The following is a 22568-nucleotide window of genomic DNA, read 5'->3' as shown; positions in this document are numbered from 1 at the left end:
CTGGTCTTTCACGAGTGGTTGGGAGCCGTCACTATGCCGGCGGCGGCAACGACCCGCGGGGCCATGCGACGGACGGCCGCCGCGCCGCGACGAACGCGGCCGGGGGCCGACGGGCTAGTCCGGCAGCGGCGCCGCACTCGACGCCGGCACGGCCGTGCGCGCCGTGTTCATCACCATCGCGAGGAACGTGTAATAGCCGTTCACGCCCATCAGGTCGACGACGCCCTGCTCGCCGAACAGCGCGAGCGCGTCGTCGTAGACGCGGTCCGATACGCGCTTGTGGCGGTGCAGTTCGATGCAGAAGTCGTACACGACCGCTTCGTCGACGAGCAGCGCGGCCGGCCGCTCGCGCCGCGCGATGGCCGCGACGACGTCGGGAGGAACGCCCACCTGCTGCGCGATCGGCGCGTGGATCGCCCACTCGACCTGCTGGTCCCATTCGCGCGCCGTGACGAGGATTGCCAGTTCCGACAGCCGCACGCCGATGGCGCTGCGGTAGCGCAGGTATTCGCCCAGCTTCTGGGCATAGCCCATCAGCTCGGGACTGCGCAGCAGCGGCACGAACGGTCCATACAGCGCACCGCGGGGGCCATTGATGATGTCCTGGGCGGCGGCGCGCTGGGCGTCGGTCCAGTCTTCCGGGGGGATCGGGCGGAGGCGGTCGGTCATGGGCGAAAATATTCGCATGCCTTCAGGCAAAAATCAAAAGAATCCGGGCGCTTCCCGCTTATTTTCCATCTTCGTCAATCACCAACCCTATCGGGAGCGTTCATGAGCCACATCCTCCATCGCAGCCTGCGCCAGACGCCGCCCGTCGCCGTCGGCGGCGCCGGCGTCTACCTGTACGACAGCCACGGTCGCAGCTACCTCGACGCCAGCGGCGGCGCGGCCGTCTCGTCGCTCGGACACGGCCATCCGGACGTGATCGCGGCCATGCACCGCCAGATCGACCGCTGCGCCTATGCCCACACCGCGTTCTTCACGACCGAGGTGGCGGAGGAACTGGCCGACTGCCTCGTCGCGAACGCGCCGGACGGCATCGACGGCGTGTATCTCGTGTCGGGCGGCTCGGAAGCGATGGAGACGGCCTTGAAGCTGGCGCGCCAGTACTTCGTCGAGGCCGGAGAATCACAACGGTCGCTGTTCATCGCGCGGCGCCAGAGCTACCACGGGAACACCCTCGGCGCGCTGGCCGTGGGCGGCAACGAGTGGCGCCGCCAGCCGTTCGCGCCGCTGCTGATGGACGTCGAGCGCGTCTCGGCCTGCTACGAATACCGCGGCCGCGCCGCCGACCAGACCGTCGACCAGTACACGGCGATGCTGCTGGACGAACTGGAGGCGGCGATCCTGCAGGCCGGCCCGGAGCGGGTGATCGCGTTCTGCGCGGAGCCGGTCGTGGGCGCGACGGGCGGCGCGATCCCGCCCACGCCGGGCTACTTCCGCGGCGTGCGCGCGCTGTGCGACAAATACGGCATCCTGTTCATCGCCGACGAGGTGATGTGCGGGATGGGCCGCACGGGCACGATGTACGCGATCGAGCAGGACGGCGTGGCCCCCGATCTGATCGCGGTCGCGAAGGGGCTGGGCGCGGGCTACCAGCCGATCGGCGCGGTGCTCGTGAGCGGCACCATCGTCGAGCGCCTGCGCGCGGGCAGCGGCGTGTTCCTGCACGGGCATACGTATATCGGACACCCCGTGGCGGCGGCGGCGGCGCTCGCCGTGCAGCAGGTGATCGAACGCGACGACCTGCTGACCCAGGTGCGCCTGCGCGGCGCGACGCTGCGCGCCATGCTGGACGAGGAATTCGAGGATCACCCGCACGTGGGCGACATCCGCGGCCGCGGGCTGTTCCTGGCGCTGGAACTCGTGCGCGAGCGCGAGGACAAGACGCCGTTCGCGCCCGAGCTGAAACTGCACGCGGCGATCAAGGCGCGCGCGATGGAGAACGGCCTGCTCGTGTACCCGATGGGCGGCACCATCGATGGCCGCAATGGCGACCACGTGCTGCTGGCGCCGCCGTTCGTCGTCACGCAGGGGGACCTGGGCGAGATCGTGGGGCGGCTGAAGGAATCGATCGACGGTGCGTTGAAACAAACTGCGTTGTAATCGTAGGGTGGGCTCTCCGAGCCCACGCGGACGTTCGTATCATGCTGACGTGCGCGTGGGCACAGGGTGCCCACCCTACGACAATGGCGCGTCACCTCGACGGCATCAGGCCTTGGGATGCGCGACCACTTCCTGCTGCTGCTCACCCAATCCTGCAATGCCGAGACGCAGCTTGTCGCCCTTCTTGAGGAAGCGCTGCGGGCTGCGGCCCAGGCCCACGCCCGGCGGCGTGCCCGTCGTGATGATGTCGCCCGGCTCCAGGGTCATGAAGCGCGACAGGTAGCTCACGATGTGCGCCACCGTGAAGATCATCTTCGACGTGTTCCCCGTCTGCACGCGCTTGCCGTTCAGTTCCAGGTACAGGTCGAGGTCCTGCACGTCGAAGATCTCGTCCTTCGTCACGAGAAACGGGCCGACGGGTCCGAACGTGTCGCAGCCCTTTCCTTTGTCCCACTGCGAACCCAGCTCGAACTGGTAGGCGCGCTCCGAGACGTCGTTGACGACGCAATAACCGGCCACGTACTTCAGCGCGTCCTTCTCGTCCACGTACTGCGCGCGGGTGCCGATGACGACGCCCAGCTCGACTTCCCAGTCGGTCTTCTTCGAGCCCTTCGGCAGCTGGATGGGATCGTCCGGGCCGGACAGGCACGACGTCGCCTTCATGAACATGATCGGTTCCTTCGGGATCGGCGCGCCCACTTCGGACGCGTGATCGGAGTAATTCATGCCGATCCCGATGAACTTGCCGACGCCCTTGACGGGCACGCCGAGGCGCGGGTTGCCGCGCACGAGCGGCAGCGTCTTCCAGTCGACCCTGGCGAGCTTGCGCAGCGCCTTGTCCGACAACACCGACGCGTCGACGTCCTCGATCACGCCGGACAAGTCGCGCAGGCGGCCTTCCTCGTCGAACAGGCCCGGTTTTTCCTTACCGGGGCGACCGTAGCGAACCAATCTCATATTCTTCCTTCTGGGTGAGCAAAACGATGCCGCATTTTACTTGACGCCGCTGAAGGAAGTTGAGGGCATAGCCGACGAGGCCGGGCAGTTGCAGCGCCACGAGCGCGCCGAACGCGACACGGTACGCCAGCGCCGGGACGTGGCCACCCGCGTCCGGCCGCCACACGCCGACGATCAGCCCGAAGCCCGCCTGCACGAGGAACGCGCCGATGAAGATCAGGAGATTCAGGCACGTGGCGGCCCGCCCGGTCAGCGCGCGCGGCAGGCTTTGCGCGACGATCGCGTACTCGATGCCCGTGATCGTTCCGACGAGCGTGAACAGCACCGACAGCAGTTGCAGGCTGGGACGCCAGCTGCACGCGATCGCCACCTGCACGAGCACGAACAGGGCGACGCCGACGGCGGCCACGTCCAGCGCCTCGATGCCGCGCCGGCCGGCCCATTCCGTGATCATGCCGACGGCGATGGCGCCGAAGATCACGGACGCCATCCCCATGTACAGCAGGTAGGCGACGGCGCCGTCCGGGAAACGGGCCACGTCCGACAGCCAGCGCCCGATCCACAGGCCCTGGATGCCGAAGAAGATCGCATGCGGCACGAGCACGAGCGAGATCGTCGTGCGGAACGCGGGCGCGCGGTACACGTCCAGCACGGAGCGCACGGTGGGCAGTGCGCCGCCGGTACCGTTCGACTTCGGTGTGACGAGCCAGATCAGCGCACCGCAGCAGGCCGTGAGCGCGGCCAGCAGCACGAACAGGCCGCGCCAGTCCGTGTGCTGCAACAGCATCCGCACGGGCATCGTGCTCGACGCCGCCCCCAGCCCGCCCACGGCGATCAAATAGCCCTGCACGGACGGCAGGCGCTTGGGCGAGATCCACGTGGAGATCGCCTTCACGGCCGACATGAAGCAGCCGCCCAGGCCGCAGCCGATGACGGCGCGCGCCAGCACCAGCTGGCCGAAGTTGCGCCCCGTGGCGAACAGCAGTGTGCCCAGCGCCGCCACCAGCATCAGCACGACCTGCACCTTGCGCGGACCGTAGCGGTCGAGCGCGATCCCGACCGGCAGCTGGACGAGGGCGAACGCGAAGAAGAACGCGCTGGTGAGGAGGCCGAGCTGGCCCGGCGTCAGTGCCAGCGCGTCGACCAGATGCGGCGCCAGCACGGCGTTCACGTTGCGCAGCAGCGACGACAGGTAATGCCCCAGCGCGAACGGCAGGAACACGTAGAAAAACACTGCCACCCCGTTGAGGCGCGACTGGCTCTGGTCCGTTTCCATGGACACCTCCTGCGACTCAGGCCGCGTCGGGTTGACTGTCGCTGGCGCGCCGGTCGTGCGCGGATACAGCCTGGATCGGGATCACGCGGCCGAGCGCGCCCGCGGTGTCGTGGTCGTCCTCGCCGCCCTCGAAGAAGAATTTCTTGCGGCCGAACGCGGGTTTCAGGTGATCGAGCCAGGTGGCCTCGGGATCGTATTTCGCGAAGAACGGCCGGCGCACCCAGTCCGGATTGCGCGCCTGCAGGAACTGCAGCGCGAACAGCTTCTCGCCGTTGATCGTGACGACGCCGTCGATCACGACCTTGCCCGGGAAGGCGCTCATCGACGGCCCGCGCACGGTGCGCGACAGGCCCGACACCATGCTGTACGCGGACTGGAAGATCTCGTGCGCGCGCGCCAGCGGCAGTGCGAAGTACTCGCGCGGGCCCGTGTCGCGCTCGACGAACATGTAGTACGGGATCGCGCCCAGGCGCACGCCCGTCGTCCACAGTTCGGCCCAGCTGTGCGGGTCTTCGTTGATGTGGCGGATCAAGGGGCCTTGCATGCGCAACGTGGCACCCGTGCCGACGATGCGCTTGACCGCCTGCTGGGCGATGGGCTGGCGCAGTTCGACGGCGTGGTTGTAGTGCCCCATCAGCGCGAGGTTCTTGCCGGCCTTGACGACTTTCTCGAACAGCCGCATCAGGTCGTCGCTGTCCTTGTCCGACACATAGCGCTGCGGCCAGTACGCGACCGACTTGGTGCCGATGCGGATGTTCTGGATGTGCGCCAGCTCGGGCGCCAGCAGCGGTTCGATGAACTCGGCCAGCGAGCGCGTATTCATGATCATCGGATCGCCGCCCGTGATCAGGACATCCGTCACGTCTGGATGCGTGGCCAGGTACGACACGAGCTCCGTGCACTCGCGTGCATCGAACTTCATCTCCTCCATGCCGACGAACTGCGGCCAGCGGAAGCAGAACGTGCAATAGGCGTGGCACGTCTGGCCAGCACTCGGGAAGAACAGCACGGTTTCCTTGTACTTGTGCTGCAGTCCCTTCAGGGGCGCGTCGTTCACGCGCGGCACGTTGTGCGTCATCTGGCCGGCCGGGTGCGGATTCATGCGCATGCGGATGTCGTGCACGAGCTTTGCAATCGCGGCGTCGTCCTTTTTGTACAGCACGAGGTCGCGCAACTGTTCGTATTCGCGGGCCGGCAGCATGTCGCGATGAGGAAACGTCAGGCGGTAGATGGGATCGTCCGGAATATTGCTCCAGTCGATCAGGTGGTCCATCACGTATTCGTTCGTGCGGAACGGCAGCACATGGGAGACCACTTGCACCGCTTCCTGCAAGTCAGGACTCATCCATTGCCACTGGCGGGCGTTCTGGATCGACTGGCGGGTATAGGGCTTGAACTTGGCGGGCGTCGCGTCGAGGGTCACGGGAGTTCTCCTGGTGAGAAGTGGTTGATGGCAGCAAAAGGTGACGCATGGAAATAATTGCCTACAGGAAGCGATAGTAGGGAGCCGGCATCCCGGTTGAGTTGCCGAGAGTCAAGTCCACCTCCCGTTTCTCACCCATTTCCACTCGCACTGTGCGAGATCAGCGTTGCCTTTGCGCCCGCACATCGGAGACCGCTTGCGTTAGCACAACAGCCCAGCCAGACCCCCGGCGTAGAGTACGAAATGCAAATAGGCAACTTTTAGACCTATCCCTTTTTCCCCGAAAGGACATCCTATGAAACCGACCGCATCCGTATTCGCCGCCGTCCTGTGCCTGTCCTGCGCTGGCGCGCTCGCCTCGGAACCGACCGCAAAAGACGCGATCGCGATGGCCGAGCGCGGCGCCGCCATGGTCAAGTCCAAGGGCAAGGAAGAAGTCATGAAACGCATCACGGCCAAGGACCCGGATTTCGTCCAGGGCTCGCTGTACATCGATATGCGCGACGTCAAGACCGGCATCGTGCTGGCCCATCCGTACAACCCGTCGATCGTCGGCAAGGACCTGACGGACGTGCCCGACGCCAACGGCAAGAAATACCGGCGCGAGATCATCGAACTGGCAGCGGCCAAGGGCAAGGGCTGGGTCGACTACCAGTACAAGAATCCGGCCAGCGGCAAGATCGAGCCGAAGACGACGTACATCCTGCTCGTGGACGGCGTCGTGCTCGAGGCCGGGCTGTACAAGAAGTAAGGGAGGCGCGTGCCGCGCCGAACACCGCGGCGCGCGACGCGCCGAACGCCGTGGCGCGCGACGTCACGGCGTGCCTGCGGGCGGGCTGCCCGAGTTGCGACTTGCGGAGCGAAGCATGCTGAAGAAACTAAGGATCGGTCCCAAGCTGCTGCTGGCGCCCGGCCTGGTGCTGGTGCTGCTGTTGATGCTGTCCGGAGCCGCCTGGTACGGGATGGTGCGCCAGAACGCGTCGCTGGAAAACATCGTGCAGGTCCGCGCGGCGCGCCTCAAACACGTGGCCGACGTCGCGGGCGACGCCAAGTACGTGCATGCCAACGCCTACCAGCTGCTGGCCTGGATCAACGGCAGCTTCGCCAAGAACCGCCTCGACGCCCTGATCGCCGACATTGCCGCCCGCCACGCCGCCGTGCAGTCCCGCTTGCAGGAACTCGCACGCACGACCGACGGCGCCGAGCGCAAACTGGTCGAGGCGTCGCTGGCGGCGCTCGCCGCCTACCGCAAGGCCGTGCAGGACACCATCGAAATGGCGCAGGTCGACCAGTCGATCGCCACCAACTCGATGCAGAAGGCGGAAAAGGAATTCGTCGTGCTGAACCAGCAACTGGCCCAGTTGGCCGCGCTGGAACAGACGCTCAGCGAGCAGGCCGACACCGCCGCCCGCGCGGAATTCCACAGCCTCGGCACGTGGATGGCCGCGCTGGTGCTGCTGTCGATCGTCGTCTCGCTGGCCGTGACGATGGTCGTGCGCCGCGCCATGCTGCGCGACATCGCCGCCATCTCCGTCGTCGTGGGCGATCTGGCCGAGGGACGCCTGCGCGCCAGCGCCGGCAACGACGGCCGCGACGAGATCGCGGACACGGCGCGCGCGCTCGACCAGACCATCGCCAACCTGAACACCACGTTGCGCAGCGTGCTCGATGCCGTGCGCTCGATCGACACGGCGTCGCAGGAAATCGCCAGCGGCAACCTCGACCTGTCGGGCCGCACCGAGCTGCAGGCCGGCTCGCTGCAGCAGACCGCGAGCACGATGGAGACGCTGACCCAGGCCGTCAAGGGCAATGCCGACAACGCCCGGCTGGCGACGGAACTCGCAGCCGAGGCGGCGCGGCTGGCGGCCGGCGGCGGCCGCGCCGTCGACCGCGCCGTCGCGACGATGGAATCGATCCGTGCCAGCTCGCGCAAGATCGTCGAGATCACGGGCGTCATCGACGGCATCTCGTTCCAGACCAACCTGCTGGCGCTGAACGCCGCCGTCGAAGCGGCGCGCGCGGGCGAACAGGGGCGCGGCTTCGCCGTCGTCGCCAGCGAGGTGCGCACGCTGGCCCAGCGCTCCGCGTCCGCCGCGAAGGAGATCAAGGCGCTGATCGCCGATTCCGTCGCGATCATCGACAGCGGCAGCGTGGCCGTTGGCGAGGCAGGGTCGAGCATGGGCAGCGTCGTCGCGTCCGTGCAGCAGGTGAACGACATCATCAACCGCATCAGCGCCGCCAGCAGCGAGCAAGCCGAGGGCATCGCGGAGATCAACCGCGCGGTCGGGCAGATGGACGACATGACGCAGCAGAACGCCGCCCTCGTCGAGCAGGCCGCGGCGGCGGCGGCGAGCCTGCACGAGCAGACCGTCAACCTGGCGCGCGCCGTCGAGATCTTCCGCATCGAAGACAGCCGGGACGAGGCACCCGTCGAGCGGCGCGCACCGGACAGCCCGCTGCGCGGCCGGCCCGCACTCGCGCACGCGCCCGCGCCCGCGGACGCCGCGGACACCCTCCGCCCGCGCCGCGCCGCCAACGGCTGACGGCGCTCAGCGGAACGGCTTGCTGACCCAGCGCGAGCCGGCCAAGCCGAAGCGCCAGGGCACGTCGACGGCTTTCGATATGCCGATGCGCGGCCCGCTGACCACCTCGATGCCGCCTGGCGCCGGCGCCAGTTCGAACGGCGGCGCCGCCAGCGACTGGCCGTTCAGGGCGCGCGTGACGCCCAGCGCCTGGCACAGCTTGCCGGGCCCGGAACACAGCAGCCAGTGGTCCGTCGTGCCGCGCCGCTCGACCATCGCCTCCAGCCCCGTCACGGGTTCGAGCGCGCGGATCAGGACCCCGGCACCATGGCCCTCTTCCCGGCAGACGAAGTTCAGGCACCAGTGGATACCGTACGAGCGGTAGACATAGGCGTGGGCCGGCGGCCCGAACATCGCGAAATTGCGGTCGGTCGGGCCGGAATAGCTGTGCGAGGCGGGATCTTCGCCGTCGTACGCTTCCGTCTCGACGATGCGCCCGCCAACGCCGTCGACGAGCACGGTAACGCCGATCAGCTGACGGGCGACGAGGTGCGAAGGTGATGAAAAATCAATGCCGGCAAGGATGATTGAAGACATGGAGCAATTCTATATTGTTAAGATTTGAGCGGTCGCACTGTCTGTTTTGCTATACAAAAGCAATACTTTGATGCAACTTCAACGGTAGTCGTTTATAGTGAGAAACTTCGCACGTCTTTCCGTGCAGCATCACCAGCACCGTTTTCCCGTCCACTCATGAGTACAGCAGCTGCCCTGGCGCGTCCGAGCGCCGCCGAGGATCCCGTCGACGCCCTCATCAAGTCGATCCGTATCCCGCCCCGCCCCAGCCTGCTTGCAGACCTGCAGCGGGAACTCGCGTCGTCCGATCCCAGCCCGGCCGAGATCGCCCGCATCGTCGCCAGCGACGTCGGGATGTCGGGTGCGCTGCTGAAGCTCGCCAACTCGTCGATCTTCGGCGGCCGGCGCAAGGCCAAGTCGATCGAGCAGGCCATCCTGTTCCTCGGTATTAACCAGGTCGCGTCGCTGATGACGGGGCTGCTCGCGCGCCAGGCGATTCCGGCGAACAGCGCGGCGCTGGCCAGTTTCTGGGACGTGTCGAGCCGGCGCGCCGAAGCGATGGTCTTCCTGTCGCGCCGCCTGCGCATCGGCGAAACCGACGTGGCGCATACGTTCGGCCTGTTCTGCGACACGGGCGTGCCGCTGCTGATGGACCGCTTTCCCGCGTATGCCTCCACGTATGCGGCCGCATCGCTGGAGGCGGAGCGTCCGTTCACGGCACTGGAACAGGAACGCCACAGTACGAGCCATACGGCGATCGGCACCCTGCTCGCGCGCAACTGGGGGCTGTCCGAAGACGTCGCCTGGTCCATCCTGCACCATCACGACTACGCCGTGCTGGACGATGCCGACACGTCGTCGACCGTGCGCTCGCTGGTGGCGCTGTCGCTGCTGGCCGAAAGCGCGATCCGCAAGTACCAGGGCGACGCGGAATCGCTCGAGTGGAACAAGGGCGGGGCACGCGCGCTGGCCTACCTGGGCCTGTCGGACGAAGAGACGGCCGAGCTCCTGGACGAACTGCACGAAGCCTTCCACGCCGAGCAGTAAGCCGTCTTTACATCCGGCCAGGACGGGCAGATACTCCCTTCACGAGACCGGTCGACGAAACGCCGGCCGAGGAGGAGACATGAAACGCCTGGCGTCGCTGCTGATCGTACTGCCCCTGCTGCTGGCCGGCTGTGCCGGCATGGAGCAACAGCACCCCACCCCGCCGCTGTTCAGCGACGCGTCGTTCAAGCCGCCGTCGGAGCCCGTCGGCGCGCAAGACCTGTTCACCCTGAGCCCCGCCATGCGCGCCTACGCGCACAGTCCCGCCTTCACGGCGCACTTGCGCAGCAAGGGACTCGAACGGGGCCTGATCGACGCGTTGTACAGCAAGACCGACCTGAAGCTCGAATACGATGCCACGCGCACGCGCACGGCGTCCGAAACCTATGCCGCACGTGCCGGCAATTGCCTGTCGCTCGTCGTCATGACGGCCGCCTTCGCGCGCGAACTCGGCATGACGGTGCATTTCCGCAGCGTGCTCGTGGACGGCACCTGGAGCCGCGACAACGGCATCTACCTGGTCGCCTCCCACGTCAACATCGCGCTGGGCCACCGCAAGCCCGACGGCATCCTGTACGACGAGACGTCCGAGCATGAACTGGTCGTCGATTTCCTGCCGCCGCCGGACGCGAGCCGCCTGCGCAGCCGCCAGCTGGAAGAGAACGACATCGTCACCCTGTACCTCAACAACCGCGCCGCCGAGAACCTCGTATTGGGCAAGCTCGACGATGCCTACTGGTGGGCGCGCGCGGCCGTGGCGACGAATCCGCCGGCCGCGATCACCTATAACACGCTGGGCGTGATCTACCAGCGCCACGGCGACCTCGCCATGGCCGAACGGGCGTTCCGCGTGGCGCTCGACCGCGAGCCGGAAAGCCTCGTCGTGATGCAGAACCTGGGCCCCCTGCTGGCGAAGACGGGCCGCACGGCCGAAGCGGCCGAGCTGGCGCGGCGCGTGGCCAGCATCGAACCTGTTCCGCCGTTCGAGTACTTCGACAAGGGCATGGCGGCGCTCAAGGCAGGCGACTACGACACGGCCCGCAAGCTGTTCGAACGCGAGGTCAAGCGCGCGCCCTACTACGACGAATTCCACTTCTGGCTGGCGGTGACGCTGGTGCAGCTGGGCGACGCGAAGGAAGCGCGCGAACAGCTCACGCAGGCGATCGACACGAGCACGAAGGCCGACAACCGCCAGATTTACTCGGCCAAGCTGGCGCACCTGCGGCGCCAGAGCGCGAACAGCGTGCAGGTGTACTGACGACCGGCAGGTCGATCAGCGGCGCCGCTGGCGCGCGGCCGACGGTGCGGGGCTGCCGCGCGTCTCGAGATGGCGGAACACGATGCGGCCCTTGTTCAGGTCGTACGGCGACATCTCCAGCGTCACGCGGTCGCCCGCGATGATGCGGATGTGGTTCTTCTTCATCCGGCCGGACGTGTAGGCGACCAGCCGGTGGCCATTCTCGAGGTCCACCCGGAAACGCATCTCCGGCAGCACTTCGGTGACCTTGCCATTCATTTCGATCAGTTCTTCTTTCATCGTGTTCCTTTCGATGTCGGCCCGCCTGGCATCGGCACGCGTCCGGGATGGTAATACGCCATCGCAGCGTCATCCTCGGGGCGCTGGTCACGCATTGCCTGCAACGGATCGGGAAAAAAATGCGGCGCCGGTTGCATCGCGGCGCCGTGGAGGGGATCGATTCGATATGGGGACGTTGTGCCGGAAAAAAAGGCCGCTGTACGATACACATCAAGCCCGTGCGCGTACATGACTGCCTTGCCGGGAGTACAATGGCCGTGCGATCCCCATAGACTCCCCACATTCCGAATGCGCATCGAGAGCCCACCATGAAACTTGTACACTCGACATCCCCGGAAAAAGTTCCTGGCAAGAAGGCTACCAACATCACCCTGGCAATGGACGTGTACCTGGACGCCAAAAGCATGGGCATCAATATTTCTCAGCTCTGCGAACAAAAACTCCGCGAAGAAATACAAAAACGCAAGGAACAACAATGGAACGAGCAGCACGCCGGCTTTCTCGCCACGTATAACAGCGTGGTCGAAACGGAAGGCGTGGCGTTGCAGGAATGGCGCGCGTTCTGATGGCGCGCTTCGATATCTACGAAAATCCCGGCAGGAACAAGGCGACCATTCCCTATCTGGTCGACGTGCAAAGCAATGTGATCAGCGGTCTGGCGACCAGGATCGTCATACCGCTGCGCCAGCTTGCCGGTTTTTCCAAGGTCACCCTTCCCCCTGACCTGTTCCCGCTCATCACCATCGACGGCACAGAGCTATTTCTTGACACTCCGCAACTGGGCGCCATACCGTCGAGTGAGCTCAAGGTCAGGATCGGTTCCGCACAGGATTACCGGTCGGCCATTCAGGACGCGCTGGACAGGGTGTTCGGGTCCTACTGACCGTCGTAGCCATACCAATGTGGAGGGGGCATGCATCATACGCATCGCGGTAACGTCGCAGTCGGTAACGTCCGCTGGTCGCCGGCCAAGTCCCTCTGGTGGACCGGCATGGTGTGCGCCGACCGCGATGACGTACGCGGCCTGCCCGCCCTGCTGATCGCCATCGGCTCGCGCAACATGTGGACCGCGGCCGGCGCGCTCGCCCTCTTGCCGCTGGCCACGATGTGCGAGATGGTCCGCGGCCAGTTCCAGGCCTGATGACTCGTCTGAAAGCGCGATACCAGGGCGGCGCTGCTCCAAAATGGGCATCGAAAACGCCGGCAGAACGGTATTTACAACAAGTGTTGCTCTACGGCCAAAATTTTTCGAGTTTCCCAACATCCCATGTTAAGCTTGTGTTCATAAAGATCGGCCACTGAAAGCAGCCGCGATCAACAGGGATAGTTAACCGCCGCGCGGTCAGGCCGGTACCGGCACGCAGCCTGGTCACAGCGTGCGACAGGGAGAATTCATGGGCTCGAAGAGTCCCATCATGCCAGGGGGCGCCATCTGCCGCCGGCTCGTCTTGATCATCGCGCTTCTGGCGTACGGATTGCATGCCGACGCCAGGACGCTACGCGTCGTCGCCGACAACAACTATCCGCCTTACCTCTACGTGAATTCGAGCGGGCGCCCTGAAGGGTATCTCGTCGACCTCTGGCACTTGTGGGAAAAAAAGACCGGCGTCCACGTCGACCTCCAGCCCATGCAGTGGAGCAACGCGCTACGGCGGATGCACGACGGCCAGGCCGACGTGATCGACACGATCTTCCGCACGCCCGGACGCGAACCGCTGTTCGACTACTCGCCGCCGTACGACACGGTGTCGGTCGGGATCTATGTCGATCCATCGATTTCCGGCATCCACGACGTCCAGTCGATGAACGGCTTCCTCGTCGGCGTCCAGCGCGGCGATGCCTGCGCCGAACAGTTGGCGAGGCAAGGGATCACCAACCAGGTGCCCTACCCGGGCTATGTCGCCATCCTGGATGCCGTGCGGGCTGGCGACATCAAGATCTTCTGCATGGACGACACGCCGGCGGACTACTACCTCTATCTCTATCGCGATCAGAAGAAATACGCCAAGGCCTTCACCATCTATACGGCGCAGTTTCACCGGGCCGTCGCGAAGGGCGACAAGGCGACCCATGACCTGGTCGAGCAAGGGATGGCGCGCATCACGCCGGAAGAACGCCAGGCGCTGCGCGACAAGTGGTTCACCCAGCCGATCCAGTTCCGGCCCTATCTGCGCATCATCGCGTTCGTGGTGCTCGGCGCGCTGGCCGCACTGGCGGCCACGCTGCTGTGGATCCGCTCGCTGCGCGGTGCCGTCCATGCGCGCACCGCCGAGATCCAGCAAAAGAACGCACAGCTGGAGGCGTCCTCCCGCGCGCTCATGGTCGAGCAAGCGCAATTGCGCACGCTCGTCGAGAACAGCCCGGATGCCATGGTGCTGAAAGACAGGAACAACGTCTACGTGCACTGCAACGCCGGCGCCCAGGCGCTGCTCGGCCTGCCGGGCGACAAGGTCATCGGGCGGACCGATGCCGAGCTGTTCCTGGACAAGGCGTTCGCCGCGTTCATCAAGGAAACCGACGACGACGTGCTGCGCACCGGCCAGACGCGCCGGTACGAAGAGGAACTCGCGGCGCCGGACGGCACGATGCGCAACCTGGACGTGATCAAGGTGCCGATCCATGCGCACGAGGGCGAGATTGCGGGCGTCCTCGCCGTCGCGCGCGACATCACGGAGCGCCGTCGCGCGGAACGTGAACTGCGCATCGCGTCCGTCGCGTTCGAAAGCCAGGACGGCATGCTGATCACGGACGCCCAGGGCCGCATCGAGCGCGTCAACGCCGCCTTCACCCGCATCAGCGGCTACACGGCGCTTGAGGCCATCGGGCACAGTCCGCGCCTGCTGCGCTCCGGCCTGCACGAAGACGATTTTTACGCGTCCATGTGGTCGCAGTTGACGACGACCGGCTACTGGACCGGCGAAGTGATCAACCGCCACCGCGACGGCAGCCTGTACACGGCGCGCCTCTCCATCACGGCCGTACCGGACGCACAGGGCCGGACGATCCACTACGTCGGCAACCTGCAGGACGTCACGGCGGAAAAGCGGGCCAACGCCCTGGCCGAGCACCTGAAGCTGTTCGACCACCTGACCGACCTGCCGAACCGCGCCCTGCTCGCCGACCGCATGACCCGCGCGATGGCCGATGCCGCCCAGGAATTCGGCGCCGTCATGATGGTGAACCTCGACCACTTCCAGAAACTGAACGATTCCCTCGGCCATGCGGCAGGCGACCAGTTGCTCGTGGAAATGGCGCGGCGCATCCGTTCGATCATGCGCGACAACGATACGCTGGGGCGGTTCAGCGGCGACAGCTTCGTGCTGCTCACCGAACGCCTGGGCGCGGATCGGCATGTCGCGGCCGCCCGCGCGCTGCAGACGGCCGACGCCATCAGGGCGACGATCGCCGAGCCGATGATCCTCGACGGCCATCGGCTGACCTGCACCGGATCGATCGGCATCACGCTGTTCCGCGACGCCACGGAGAATCCCGAGGCCTTGCTGTGCCAGGCCGAGCTCGCGCTATACCAAAGCAAGCGCAGCGGACGCAACACGGCGCGCATCTTCGAGCACGAGATGCAGTCCGAACTCGACGACCGCAACTGGCTCGAGAAGGCGTTGCGCGACGCCATCCGCGACCACCAGCTGACGCTGCACTACCAGATCCAGGTGGATGCCGAGGATCGTCCGATCGGCGCCGAAGCCCTGCTGCGCTGGTTCCATCCCGAACGCGGCGCCATCCCGCCCGACGCGTTCATCCCGCTGGCCGAGGAGACCGGGCTGATCGAACCGATCGGACGCTGGGTGCTCGCCACCGCGTGCGGGCAGATCGCCGCCTGGTCGCGGCAAGACGCCATGCGTGGCCTGACGCTCGCCGTCAACATCAGTGCGCGCCAGTTCGAGTCGGACAGCTTCGTCGACGACATCCTGTCCGAGATCAGGCGCACCGGGGCACCGGCAGACAAGCTGAAACTGGAGGTCACGGAAAGCCTGGCGATCGGCGACGTCCAATCCTCGAGCCGCAAGCTGCATACGCTCCGGGACAACGGCTTCAGCATCTCGCTCGACGACTTCGGCACCGGCAATTCCTCGCTCAACTACCTGACGAAGCTGCCGCTCACGCAGCTCAAGATCGACAAGTCCTTCGTCGACGAACTGCCGGCGAGCCACCGCGACGCGATGGTCGCCCAGACGATCATCAACATGGGGCGCGGCCTCGGGCTCGACGTGATCGCCGAAGGCGTGGAGACGGCAGCCCAGCGCGATTTTCTCGTGGCGCAGGGGTGCTATTCGTTCCAGGGCTATTTGTTCGGCAAGCCGGTGCCGGTGGGCGAGTTCGAGGCGCAGGTGCGGGCGGCGCTGGCCGCGGCCGAGGCGCAGTGAGGCGGCAGGTTCAGCGCGGTTCGATCAGCTGCCGCCACACATCCAGCTTCTGTTCGAACGTCATCGCCATATGCGCCGGCGAACTCGACGGCAGCACCACCGTGCGGTAGCCGTGCTCCGCAAACTGCGGCGCGAACTTGCCCGACGTCTGCCCGTTGAAGCCGACCGTTTGCAGCTCAGGACACAAGCGGTGCAGCCGCTCGAAATCGTTCGCGGCCGGCTTGCGGATGGCGGAATCGAGGCTGCCTTCGCGTTCGCAGGCAGCTAATACGTCCCACAACCCGAAGCGGTGCGCCAACAGGCGCGGCAGGCGTTCGGCGTACGGCAGCGCATGCAGGTCTTCGCCGACCAGGGCGCCGGCCAGCTTCCAGAACTGGTTGCGCGGATGCGCGTAGTACTGCTGGGCGGCCAATGACGCGGCGCCCGGAAAGCTGCCCAGGATGAGGATGCGCGTGTCGGAGGCGATGACGGGCGCGAGCCCCGTGAGCTGGGCGGAGTCGGAAGATGTCGGCATGCGACGATTCTAGCGTCTGCAAAAGAAAAAAGCGGCGATACGCTTGCACGTACCGCCGCAAAGGGCATTACCGCATATCAGTAAGCAGTAAGGCCAGGGACAGTCGATTCAGTTAGTTACGCGCCTGCGCCGTGTCGTCGATTTTCGCGACAGCCGGCGCCGCGTCCCAGCCGCCACCCAGCGCGCGGATCAGCGCCACGGTCGTGATCGCGCGGTCGCCGCGCAGCTGCACGGCGGTGCGCTCGACGTTGGCCAGGTTGCGCTGCGCGTCCAGCAGTTCGAGGTAGCTGCCGCGGCCCGCGTCGTACAGCTTCTGCGCCAGGTCGACCGAGCGGCGTGCGGACACGACTGCCGCCTCGAGCTCCGCGCTCTGCCCCGCCAGGATGCGCAGGCCGGCCAGGTTGTCCTCCACTTCAGCGAACGCGCTCAAGACGCTCTGGCGGTAGGAGCCGACGGCTTCTTCCAGCGCGGCCTCGCTGCGCACCACGTTGTTGCGGTTGCGGCCACCGTCGATCAGCGGCATCGACAGCGCGGCGCCCAGCAGCCACGAACGGCTGCTCCATTTGAAGACCTCGGCGAAGCTCGTGCCGACGCCGCCGGCGCCCGCCGACAGGTTCAGCGCCGGGAACATCGCCGAGCGTGCGACGCCGATGCGGGCGTTGGCCGCTTCCATCGAGCGCTGGGCGCTGGCGATGTCGGGACGGCGTTCCAGCAACGTCGACGGCAGGCCGGCCGGGATCAGCGGCAGCGCGGCGGCGTCAAGCAGCGGCGTGGAAGGCGCGCTGAAGTTCGACGCCGGCTTGCCCAGCAGGACAGCGAGCGCGTGTTCCGCCGTGGCGCGCTGGCGTTGCAGGCCGATGGCTTCGGATCGCGCCGTCGCCAGTTCCGTCTTCGCCCGCGACAGGTCGAATTCGCCGATGTCGCCCGCGTCGAAGCGGTGGCCCGTCACGCGCACGCTTTCCTCGCGCAGCTGCACCGTGTGGTTCACCGTCGCGATTTCCGCGTCCAGCGAACGGAGGCGGAAATACGTCTGCGCCACGTCGGCCTGCAACGACAGCAGCACGGAGCGGTACGTCGCCTCGACGGCACCCGCATCGCTGCGCGCGGCGGCGACGTTCGACGAGACGCGGCCGAACAGGTCGACCTCATAACTCGCCGACAGGCGCGCCGAGTACGTGTTGACGGCGGGGACGTTCGTCCCCTTCGGCAGGTTGGCCTCCAGCGGCGACAAGCGGGTGCGCTCGGCACCGATGCCCACGCCGACCTGCGGCATGCGGTCCGCCTCGGCGATGCCCGCGATGGCGCGGGCCTGCTTCACGCGGGCGGCGGCCACCGTCAGGTTCTGGTTGTTCGCCGTGGCTTCCGTGATGAGGCCATTCAGCGTCTCGTCGTTGAACGCGCGCCACCATTCGCCGCGCGGCTGGGCTTCGGCCGGACGGCCGACGGTCCACGTCGTGCCATCGGCGGCGCTGCGCACGTCGTTCGCCGCAGCGGCAGGCACCGTCTGCGACTCCTTGAACGCCGTCGGCATGACGACGTCCGGTTGCTTGAAGGTCGGGGCGGCACAAGCCGTCAGCAGCAGCGCTGCCACCAGCGGCGCCACGCCCCTTGCAATCATCGTTTTCATATCAGTGTCCTTTCAGTGCCGGCGCATGGTCGCCACCGGTGCCATGCGGTGCGGCGTCGTGGGCGTGGGCATGCTTGGGCTTCTCGAAACGCTTGGCCAACGTGCGCAGCAGGACGTAGAACACCGGCGTCAGGAACAGACCGAAGAACGTCACGCCCAGCATCCCGGCGAACACGGCGACACCCATCGCGTGGCGCATCTCGGCACCGGCGCCGTGCGACAGCACCAGCGGCACCACGCCCATGATGAACGCGATCGACGTCATCAGGATCGGACGCAGGCGCAGGTGGCAGGCTTCCACCACGGCGGCCACGACGCTGCGGCCATGATGTTCCAGCTCCAGCGCGAATTCCACGATCAGGATGGCGTTCTTCGATGCGAGGCCCACCAGCACGAACAGGGCGATCTGCGTGAAGATGTTGTTGTCGCCGCCGGTGAGCTTCACACCGATCAGCGCGCACAGGATCGACATCGGCACGATCAGGATCACGGCCAGCGGCAGGGTCCAGCTTTCGTACTGCGCGGCGAGCACGAGGAACACGAGCAGCACGCACAGCGGGAACACGTAGATCATGGTGTTACCGGCCAGGATGTCCTGGTACGTGAGGTCGGTCCATTCGTACGAGATCCCTTTCGGCAGATTGGCCTTGACGATTTCCTCCATCGCGGCCTGCGCCTGACCCGACGACACGCCCGGTGCGGGGCCGCCATTCAGCTCGGCGGCGACGTAGCCGTTGTAGCGCTGGACGCGATCGGGTCCGTAGGTGTCCTTGATCTTCATGAGCGAGGACAGCGGAATCATCTCGCCCTTGTCGTTGCGGACCTTCAGCTGCGCGATCTGCTCGCGCTGCGAACGGAACGGCGCATCCGCCTGCACGCGCACCTGATAGGTACGGCCGAACTGGTTGAAGTCGTTCACGTACAGCGAACCGAGGTTGATCTGCAAGGCCTGGTTGATCTCGGCCAGCGGCACGCCCAGCTGCTTGGCTTTCACGCGGTCGACGTCGGCGAACAGCTGCGGCACGTTGATCTGGTAGCCCGAGAACACGCCCTGCAGGCGCTTGTCGGTCCACGCCTTGGCCTGGATGGCCTGCACGGCTTTATACAGTTCGTCGTAACCGACGCCCGCGCGGTCCTCGATCATCATCTTGAAGCCGCCGGTCGTGCCCAGGCCGTTCACCGGCGGGGGCGACAGCACCATCACGAACGCGTCTTCGATGGCGCCCATGCGCTTGTTGATCTCGGCGGCGATCGCCTCGGCGCTCTGCGCGTTGCCCTTGCGTTCGTCGAACGGTTTCAGCGTCGTGAACACGATGCCGGCGTTCGGCGCGTTGGTGAAGCCGTTGATCGACAGGCCCGGGAACGCGACCGACGATTCCACGCCCGGGATCTGCTTGGCGACGTCGGACATCTTGCGGATGACGGCGTCGGTGCGGTCGAGCGAGGCGGCGTCCGGCAGCTGCGCGAAGCCGATCAGGTAAGCCTTGTCCTGCGACGGCACGAAGCCCGGCGGCACGGCCTTGAACATGAAGATGCCGGCGATGGCGAGCAGCGCGTACACACCCAGCGCGGCGCTCTTGCGCTTCAGGACACCCTGCACACCGCCCTCATATTTCTGCGACGAGCGGCCGAAGAAGCGGTTGAAGCCGGCGAAGAAGCGGCCGAACACGGCGTCCATTGCACGGGTCAGGCGGTCCTTCGGCGCGTTGTGCGACTTCAGCAGCGCGGCGGCCAAGGCCGGAGCCAACGTGAGCGACGAGAACGCGGAGATCACGGTCGAGATGGCGATGGTCAGCGCGAACTGGCGGTAGAACTGGCCGGTCAGGCCCGACACGAACGCGATCGGGATGAACACGGCGCACAGCACAAGGGCGATCGCGATGATCGGGCCGGAGACTTCCTTCATCGCCTGCACGGTCGCATCATGCGGATTGAGGCCGTTCGCGATGTTGCGCTCGACGTTCTCCACCACGACGATCGCATCGTCCACCACGATACCGATCGCCAGCACGAGGCCGAACAGCGACAGCGTGTTGATCGAGAAGCCGCAGGCGAGCATCACCGCGAACGTACCGACGACGGACACCGGCACCGCGAGCAGCGGGATCACCGAGGCGCGCCACGTCTGCAGGAACACGATGACGACGATGGCCACGAGGATCACTGCTTCGATCAGCGTATGGATGACCGAGCGGATCGACTCGCGCACGAATTGGGTCGGGTCGTACACAATGCTGTATTCGACGCCTTCCGGGAAATCTTTCGACAGTTCCTTCATCTTGGCGCGCACGTCCGACGACAGCTGCAGCGCGTTGGCGTTCGGTGCCTGGAAGATGGGGATCGCGACGGCCGACTGGTTGTCCAGCAGCGCGCGCAGGGCGTACGAGTTCGAGCCCATTTCCAGACGAGCGACGTCCTTCAGCAAGGTGGTCGCGCCGTCGGCGTTCGTCTTGATGACGATGTTGCCGAACTCCTCGACGGATTGCAGGCGGCCTTGCGTGTTGACGGTCAGCTGGAAGTCCGCGCCTTTCGACGGGCCCTGGCCGACGACACCGGCCGCGACCTGCACGTTCTGCTCGCGGATCGCGTTCACGACGTCGCTTGCGGTCAGGTTGCGGGCGGCGACCTTTTGCGGGTCGAGCCACACGCGCATCGCGTAGTCGCCCGAACCGAACAGCTGGACTTCGCCCATGCCGTTGATGCGCGCCAGTTCATCCTTGACGTTCAAGGTGGCGTAGTTGCGCAGATAGAGGTCGTCATAACGGCCGTCCGGCGAACGCAGGTGGACCACCATCGTGATGTTGGGCGAGCTCTTGACGGTCGTGACGCCGATCTGGCGTACCTCGTCCGGCAGGCGCGGGAGCGCGCGCTGGACGCGGTTCTGCACGGCGGTTTCCGCCTGCTCCACGTTGGTGCCGATCTTGAAAGTCACCGTCAGCATCAACGCGCCGTCGGAGGTGTTCTGCGACGTCATGTACAGCATGTTTTCGACGCCGTTGATTTCCTGCTCCAGCGGCGTCGCGACGGTTTCCGCGATGACCTTCGGGTTGGCGCCCGGGTACTGGGCGCGCACCACCACGGAGGGCGGCACGACGTCCGGGTACTCGGAGATCGGCAACTCGAAGATCGAGATGAGGCCGGCCACGAAGACCAGCACCGACAGCACGGCCGCGAAGATCGGCTTGTCGACGAAAAAGCGTGAGATGTTCATTGTTCTTGTCCCTCGATTCCTATGGGATTACTTGGTGTCCGCCATGGCCAGCTTCGCATCCTTCTTGGCCGGTGCCAGCGACGCCACCATCGGCACGACCTGCGCCGTGATGGGTGCGCCCGGATGCACGCGCTGCAGGCCGTTGACGACGATCTTCTCGCCCGGTTTCAGGCCGGCACGCACGACGCGCAGGCCGTCGACGACGGGGCCGAGCTTCACTTCGCGGTATTCGGCCTTGCCGTCCGCACCGACGACGAACACGAACTTGTGGCTCTGGTCCGTGCCCACTGCGCGGTCCGTGATCAGCAGGGCGGGCCTGGCGTCGCCGCCGCCGATCTGCACGCGGGCGAAGAGGCCGGGCGCCATGCTGCGGTCCTTGTTCTCGAACGTGGCGCGCATGCGCACCGAGCCGGTCTGCGAGTCGAGCTGGTTGTCGACGAATTCCAGCTTGCCCTCGTGCGGGTAGCCGTCTTCGTTGACGAGGCCCACCTTGACCGGCACCGACTGGCCATCGTGCGCCTGCTTGGCGACGCGCAGATAGGTTTCCTCGTCGCCGTCGAAGCTGGCGTAGATGCGGTCCAGCGACACGACGGACGTCAGCACGGCCGATGCGTCGACCAGGTTGCCCAAGGTGATCTCGGCCTTCGACACGCGGCCGTTGATCGGCGCGACGACGCGGGTGTACGACAGGTTCAGGCGCGCGGCCTGGGCCTGTGCTTCGGCGGCGCGGGCGGAAGCGTCGAGCTCCTTCTGGCTCGACAGGCTCGCGTCGTATTCGCGCTGTGCGATGGCCTTGTCGCCCAGCAGGCGCTCGGCGCGCGTCAGTTCCGTGCGGGCCAGTTCGGCCTTGGCACGGGCCGATTTGGCGGCCGCTTCGGCGCGGTCGGCTTCCGCCTGGTACGGACGCGGATCGATCACGAACAGCACGTCGCCCTTCTTGACTTCGGCCCCCGGCTTGAAGTTCACGGCCGTAATGTAGCCCGACACGCGCGGACGGATCTCGACGTGCTCGACGGCTTCCAGTCGGCCCGAGAATTCCTGCGTTTCGGCGACGGCCTTCTCGAGCACGACGGAGGCCGAGACCGGCGGACCGGCCTGCGCCTGCGCCTGTGCCTGCGCTTCCGCAGCCTTGCCGGTCGCGTCGGAGCAGCCGGCGATCAGGGCCGCGATGCCGGCGGCACCCAGCGCCAGCACGACGGGACGCACGGCCATCTGGAATTGTTGAATCGGTTTCATGGTTAGCCCTCCGTTATTAACTATTTATTAATGGTTGGACGAGAACGGTCCTTCCCAGGCTTTTTTCAGGAAAAGACAGGTCTCTCGCGCCTCGCAGGCACGTTGTTATGGTTAGTGATGAGTTAATTGATCGCGGCGATCAATTAAGTTGGGT

19 protein-coding genes are annotated in these 22568 nt (G+C 66.2%); 9 read left to right on the top strand and 10 right to left on the bottom strand.

All coding sequences use genetic code 11. The features are described from left to right. Positions 1-114: 114 nt before the first annotated feature. Positions 115-669 (bottom strand): carboxymuconolactone decarboxylase family protein, encoded by a 555-nt coding sequence (locus HAV22_RS24500; protein ID WP_166862736.1) that lies wholly within the window; start codon positions 667-669, stop codon positions 115-117. A gap of 102 nt (positions 670-771) precedes the next feature. On the opposite strand from HAV22_RS24500, the gene HAV22_RS24495 reads away from it, so the two are divergent. Next, the gene (locus HAV22_RS24495; RefSeq protein WP_166862734.1) at positions 772-2106 is read left to right on the top strand and encodes an aspartate aminotransferase family protein; all 1335 of its coding nucleotides are present in this window, start codon (positions 772-774) and stop codon (positions 2104-2106) included. Between the two features lie 105 nt (positions 2107-2211). Here HAV22_RS24495 and HAV22_RS24490 read toward each other — a convergent pair whose 3' ends face one another. The 3 genes from HAV22_RS24490 to HAV22_RS24480 are packed head-to-tail and all read right to left on the bottom strand — an operon-like array spanning position 2212 to position 5762. Beyond that, the gene (locus tag HAV22_RS24490) at positions 2212-3063 is read right to left on the bottom strand and encodes a fumarylacetoacetate hydrolase family protein (protein ID WP_166862732.1); all 852 of its coding nucleotides are present in this window, start codon (positions 3061-3063) and stop codon (positions 2212-2214) included. Next, positions 3032-4339, bottom strand: coding sequence for an MFS transporter (locus tag HAV22_RS24485; RefSeq protein WP_166862730.1), 1308 nt, complete (start codon positions 4337-4339; stop codon positions 3032-3034). Before HAV22_RS24485 ends, HAV22_RS24490 begins: the two co-directional genes overlap by 32 nt. Before the next feature lie 16 nt (positions 4340-4355). Beyond that, complete coding sequence (locus HAV22_RS24480) at positions 4356-5762, bottom strand: KamA family radical SAM protein (RefSeq protein ID WP_371869727.1); 1407 nt, start codon at positions 5760-5762, stop codon at positions 4356-4358. Between the two features lie 295 nt (positions 5763-6057). On the opposite strand from HAV22_RS24480, the gene HAV22_RS24475 reads away from it, so the two are divergent. After that, positions 6058-6513 carry a cache domain-containing protein gene (locus tag HAV22_RS24475; RefSeq protein ID WP_166862729.1) on the top strand — a complete coding sequence of 152 codons (456 nt, stop codon included), beginning with the start codon at positions 6058-6060 and terminating at the stop codon, positions 6511-6513. A 115-nt stretch (positions 6514-6628) separates the two neighbouring features. Then, on the top strand, positions 6629-8305 hold the full coding sequence (locus HAV22_RS24470; RefSeq protein WP_166862727.1) for a methyl-accepting chemotaxis protein: 1677 nt from the start codon (positions 6629-6631) through the stop codon (positions 8303-8305). Positions 8306-8311: 6 nt separating this feature from the next. On the opposite strand, the gene HAV22_RS24465 is transcribed toward HAV22_RS24470, so the two are convergent. Next, on the bottom strand, positions 8312-8881 hold the full coding sequence (locus tag HAV22_RS24465; protein ID WP_166862725.1) for a DNA-3-methyladenine glycosylase: 570 nt from the start codon (positions 8879-8881) through the stop codon (positions 8312-8314). A gap of 156 nt (positions 8882-9037) precedes the next feature. Between HAV22_RS24465 and HAV22_RS24460 the strand changes: the two genes are divergently transcribed. Together HAV22_RS24460 and HAV22_RS24455 are read left to right on the top strand one after the other, a co-directional pair. Next, positions 9038-9907, top strand: a complete 870-nt coding sequence (locus HAV22_RS24460; RefSeq protein WP_166862723.1) for an HDOD domain-containing protein — start codon at positions 9038-9040, stop codon at positions 9905-9907. A gap of 79 nt (positions 9908-9986) precedes the next feature. Next, positions 9987-11165, top strand: coding sequence for a tetratricopeptide repeat protein (locus HAV22_RS24455; protein WP_166862721.1), 1179 nt, complete (start codon positions 9987-9989; stop codon positions 11163-11165). A 15-nt stretch (positions 11166-11180) separates the two neighbouring features. On the opposite strand, the gene infA is transcribed toward HAV22_RS24455, so the two are convergent. Continuing rightward, positions 11181-11444 carry a translation initiation factor IF-1 gene (gene infA, locus HAV22_RS24450; protein WP_166862720.1) on the bottom strand — a complete coding sequence of 88 codons (264 nt, stop codon included), beginning with the start codon at positions 11442-11444 and terminating at the stop codon, positions 11181-11183. A gap of 308 nt (positions 11445-11752) precedes the next feature. On the opposite strand from infA, the gene HAV22_RS24445 reads away from it, so the two are divergent. The 4 genes from HAV22_RS24445 (at position 11753) to HAV22_RS24430 (ending at position 15826) form a co-directional block, all read left to right on the top strand. Beyond that, entirely contained in the window at positions 11753-12010 is a 258-nt protein-coding gene (locus HAV22_RS24445; protein ID WP_166862718.1) for a type II toxin-antitoxin system CcdA family antitoxin, read from the top strand. Further along, positions 12010-12327 (top strand): CcdB family protein, encoded by a 318-nt coding sequence (locus HAV22_RS24440; protein WP_208296360.1) that lies wholly within the window; start codon positions 12010-12012, stop codon positions 12325-12327. The genes HAV22_RS24445 and HAV22_RS24440 overlap by 1 nt, the downstream gene beginning before the upstream one ends. 30 nt (positions 12328-12357) lie before the next feature. Continuing rightward, complete coding sequence (locus HAV22_RS24435; protein WP_166862714.1) at positions 12358-12585, top strand: hypothetical protein; 228 nt, start codon at positions 12358-12360, stop codon at positions 12583-12585. Between the two features lie 253 nt (positions 12586-12838). Next, on the top strand, positions 12839-15826 hold the full coding sequence (locus HAV22_RS24430; protein ID WP_229421402.1) for an EAL domain-containing protein: 2988 nt from the start codon (positions 12839-12841) through the stop codon (positions 15824-15826). A gap of 10 nt (positions 15827-15836) precedes the next feature. On the opposite strand, the gene HAV22_RS24425 is transcribed toward HAV22_RS24430, so the two are convergent. The 4 genes from HAV22_RS24425 to HAV22_RS24410 form a co-directional block, all read right to left on the bottom strand. After that, positions 15837-16340: a DNA-deoxyinosine glycosylase gene (locus HAV22_RS24425; RefSeq protein ID WP_166862712.1), complete on the bottom strand. Its 504-nt coding sequence runs from the start codon at positions 16338-16340 to the stop codon at positions 15837-15839. Between the two features lie 112 nt (positions 16341-16452). Beyond that, positions 16453-17967 (bottom strand): efflux transporter outer membrane subunit, encoded by a 1515-nt coding sequence (locus HAV22_RS24420; RefSeq protein ID WP_166862710.1) that lies wholly within the window; start codon positions 17965-17967, stop codon positions 16453-16455. 1 nt (position 17968) lies between these two features. After that, positions 17969-21178, bottom strand: coding sequence for an efflux RND transporter permease subunit (locus HAV22_RS24415; RefSeq protein ID WP_166862708.1), 3210 nt, complete (start codon positions 21176-21178; stop codon positions 17969-17971). Between the two features lie 27 nt (positions 21179-21205). Further along, positions 21206-22414, bottom strand: a complete 1209-nt coding sequence (locus HAV22_RS24410; protein ID WP_166862706.1) for an efflux RND transporter periplasmic adaptor subunit — start codon at positions 22412-22414, stop codon at positions 21206-21208. Between the last annotated feature and the right edge of the window lie 154 nt (positions 22415-22568).

Source organism: Telluria antibiotica (assembly GCF_011682055.1).
In the GTDB taxonomy this organism is placed as follows: Bacteria; Pseudomonadota; Gammaproteobacteria; order Burkholderiales; family Burkholderiaceae_D; genus Telluria; species Telluria antibiotica.
Note: the sequence above shows the minus strand (reverse complement) of the source record. Positions and strands in the feature narration are given on the sequence as shown.

What these genes read in the sequence shown, in the direction of transcription:
- HAV22_RS24500 (WP_166862736.1), bottom strand. Translation starts at nt 669, where the DNA reads ATGACCGACCGCCTCCGCCCGATCCCCCCGGAAGACTGGACCGACGCC.
- HAV22_RS24495 (WP_166862734.1), top strand. Translation starts at nt 772, where the DNA reads ATGAGCCACATCCTCCATCGCAGCCTGCGCCAGACGCCGCCCGTCGCC.
- HAV22_RS24490 (WP_166862732.1), bottom strand. Translation starts at nt 3,063, where the DNA reads ATGAGATTGGTTCGCTACGGTCGCCCCGGTAAGGAAAAACCGGGCCTG.
- HAV22_RS24485 (WP_166862730.1), bottom strand. Translation starts at nt 4,339, where the DNA reads ATGGAAACGGACCAGAGCCAGTCGCGCCTCAACGGGGTGGCAGTGTTT.
- HAV22_RS24475 (WP_166862729.1), top strand. Translation starts at nt 6,058, where the DNA reads ATGAAACCGACCGCATCCGTATTCGCCGCCGTCCTGTGCCTGTCCTGC.
- HAV22_RS24470 (WP_166862727.1), top strand. Translation starts at nt 6,629, where the DNA reads ATGCTGAAGAAACTAAGGATCGGTCCCAAGCTGCTGCTGGCGCCCGGC.
- HAV22_RS24465 (WP_166862725.1), bottom strand. Translation starts at nt 8,881, where the DNA reads ATGTCTTCAATCATCCTTGCCGGCATTGATTTTTCATCACCTTCGCAC.
- HAV22_RS24460 (WP_166862723.1), top strand. Translation starts at nt 9,038, where the DNA reads ATGAGTACAGCAGCTGCCCTGGCGCGTCCGAGCGCCGCCGAGGATCCC.
- HAV22_RS24455 (WP_166862721.1), top strand. Translation starts at nt 9,987, where the DNA reads ATGAAACGCCTGGCGTCGCTGCTGATCGTACTGCCCCTGCTGCTGGCC.
- infA (WP_166862720.1), bottom strand. Translation starts at nt 11,444, where the DNA reads ATGAAAGAAGAACTGATCGAAATGAATGGCAAGGTCACCGAAGTGCTG.
- HAV22_RS24445 (WP_166862718.1), top strand. Translation starts at nt 11,753, where the DNA reads ATGAAACTTGTACACTCGACATCCCCGGAAAAAGTTCCTGGCAAGAAG.
- HAV22_RS24440 (WP_208296360.1), top strand. Translation starts at nt 12,010, where the DNA reads ATGGCGCGCTTCGATATCTACGAAAATCCCGGCAGGAACAAGGCGACC.
- HAV22_RS24435 (WP_166862714.1), top strand. Translation starts at nt 12,358, where the DNA reads ATGCATCATACGCATCGCGGTAACGTCGCAGTCGGTAACGTCCGCTGG.
- HAV22_RS24430 (WP_229421402.1), top strand. Translation starts at nt 12,839, where the DNA reads ATGGGCTCGAAGAGTCCCATCATGCCAGGGGGCGCCATCTGCCGCCGG.
- HAV22_RS24425 (WP_166862712.1), bottom strand. Translation starts at nt 16,340, where the DNA reads ATGCCGACATCTTCCGACTCCGCCCAGCTCACGGGGCTCGCGCCCGTC.
- HAV22_RS24420 (WP_166862710.1), bottom strand. Translation starts at nt 17,967, where the DNA reads ATGAAAACGATGATTGCAAGGGGCGTGGCGCCGCTGGTGGCAGCGCTG.
- HAV22_RS24415 (WP_166862708.1), bottom strand. Translation starts at nt 21,178, where the DNA reads ATGAACATCTCACGCTTTTTCGTCGACAAGCCGATCTTCGCGGCCGTG.
- HAV22_RS24410 (WP_166862706.1), bottom strand. Translation starts at nt 22,414, where the DNA reads ATGAAACCGATTCAACAATTCCAGATGGCCGTGCGTCCCGTCGTGCTG.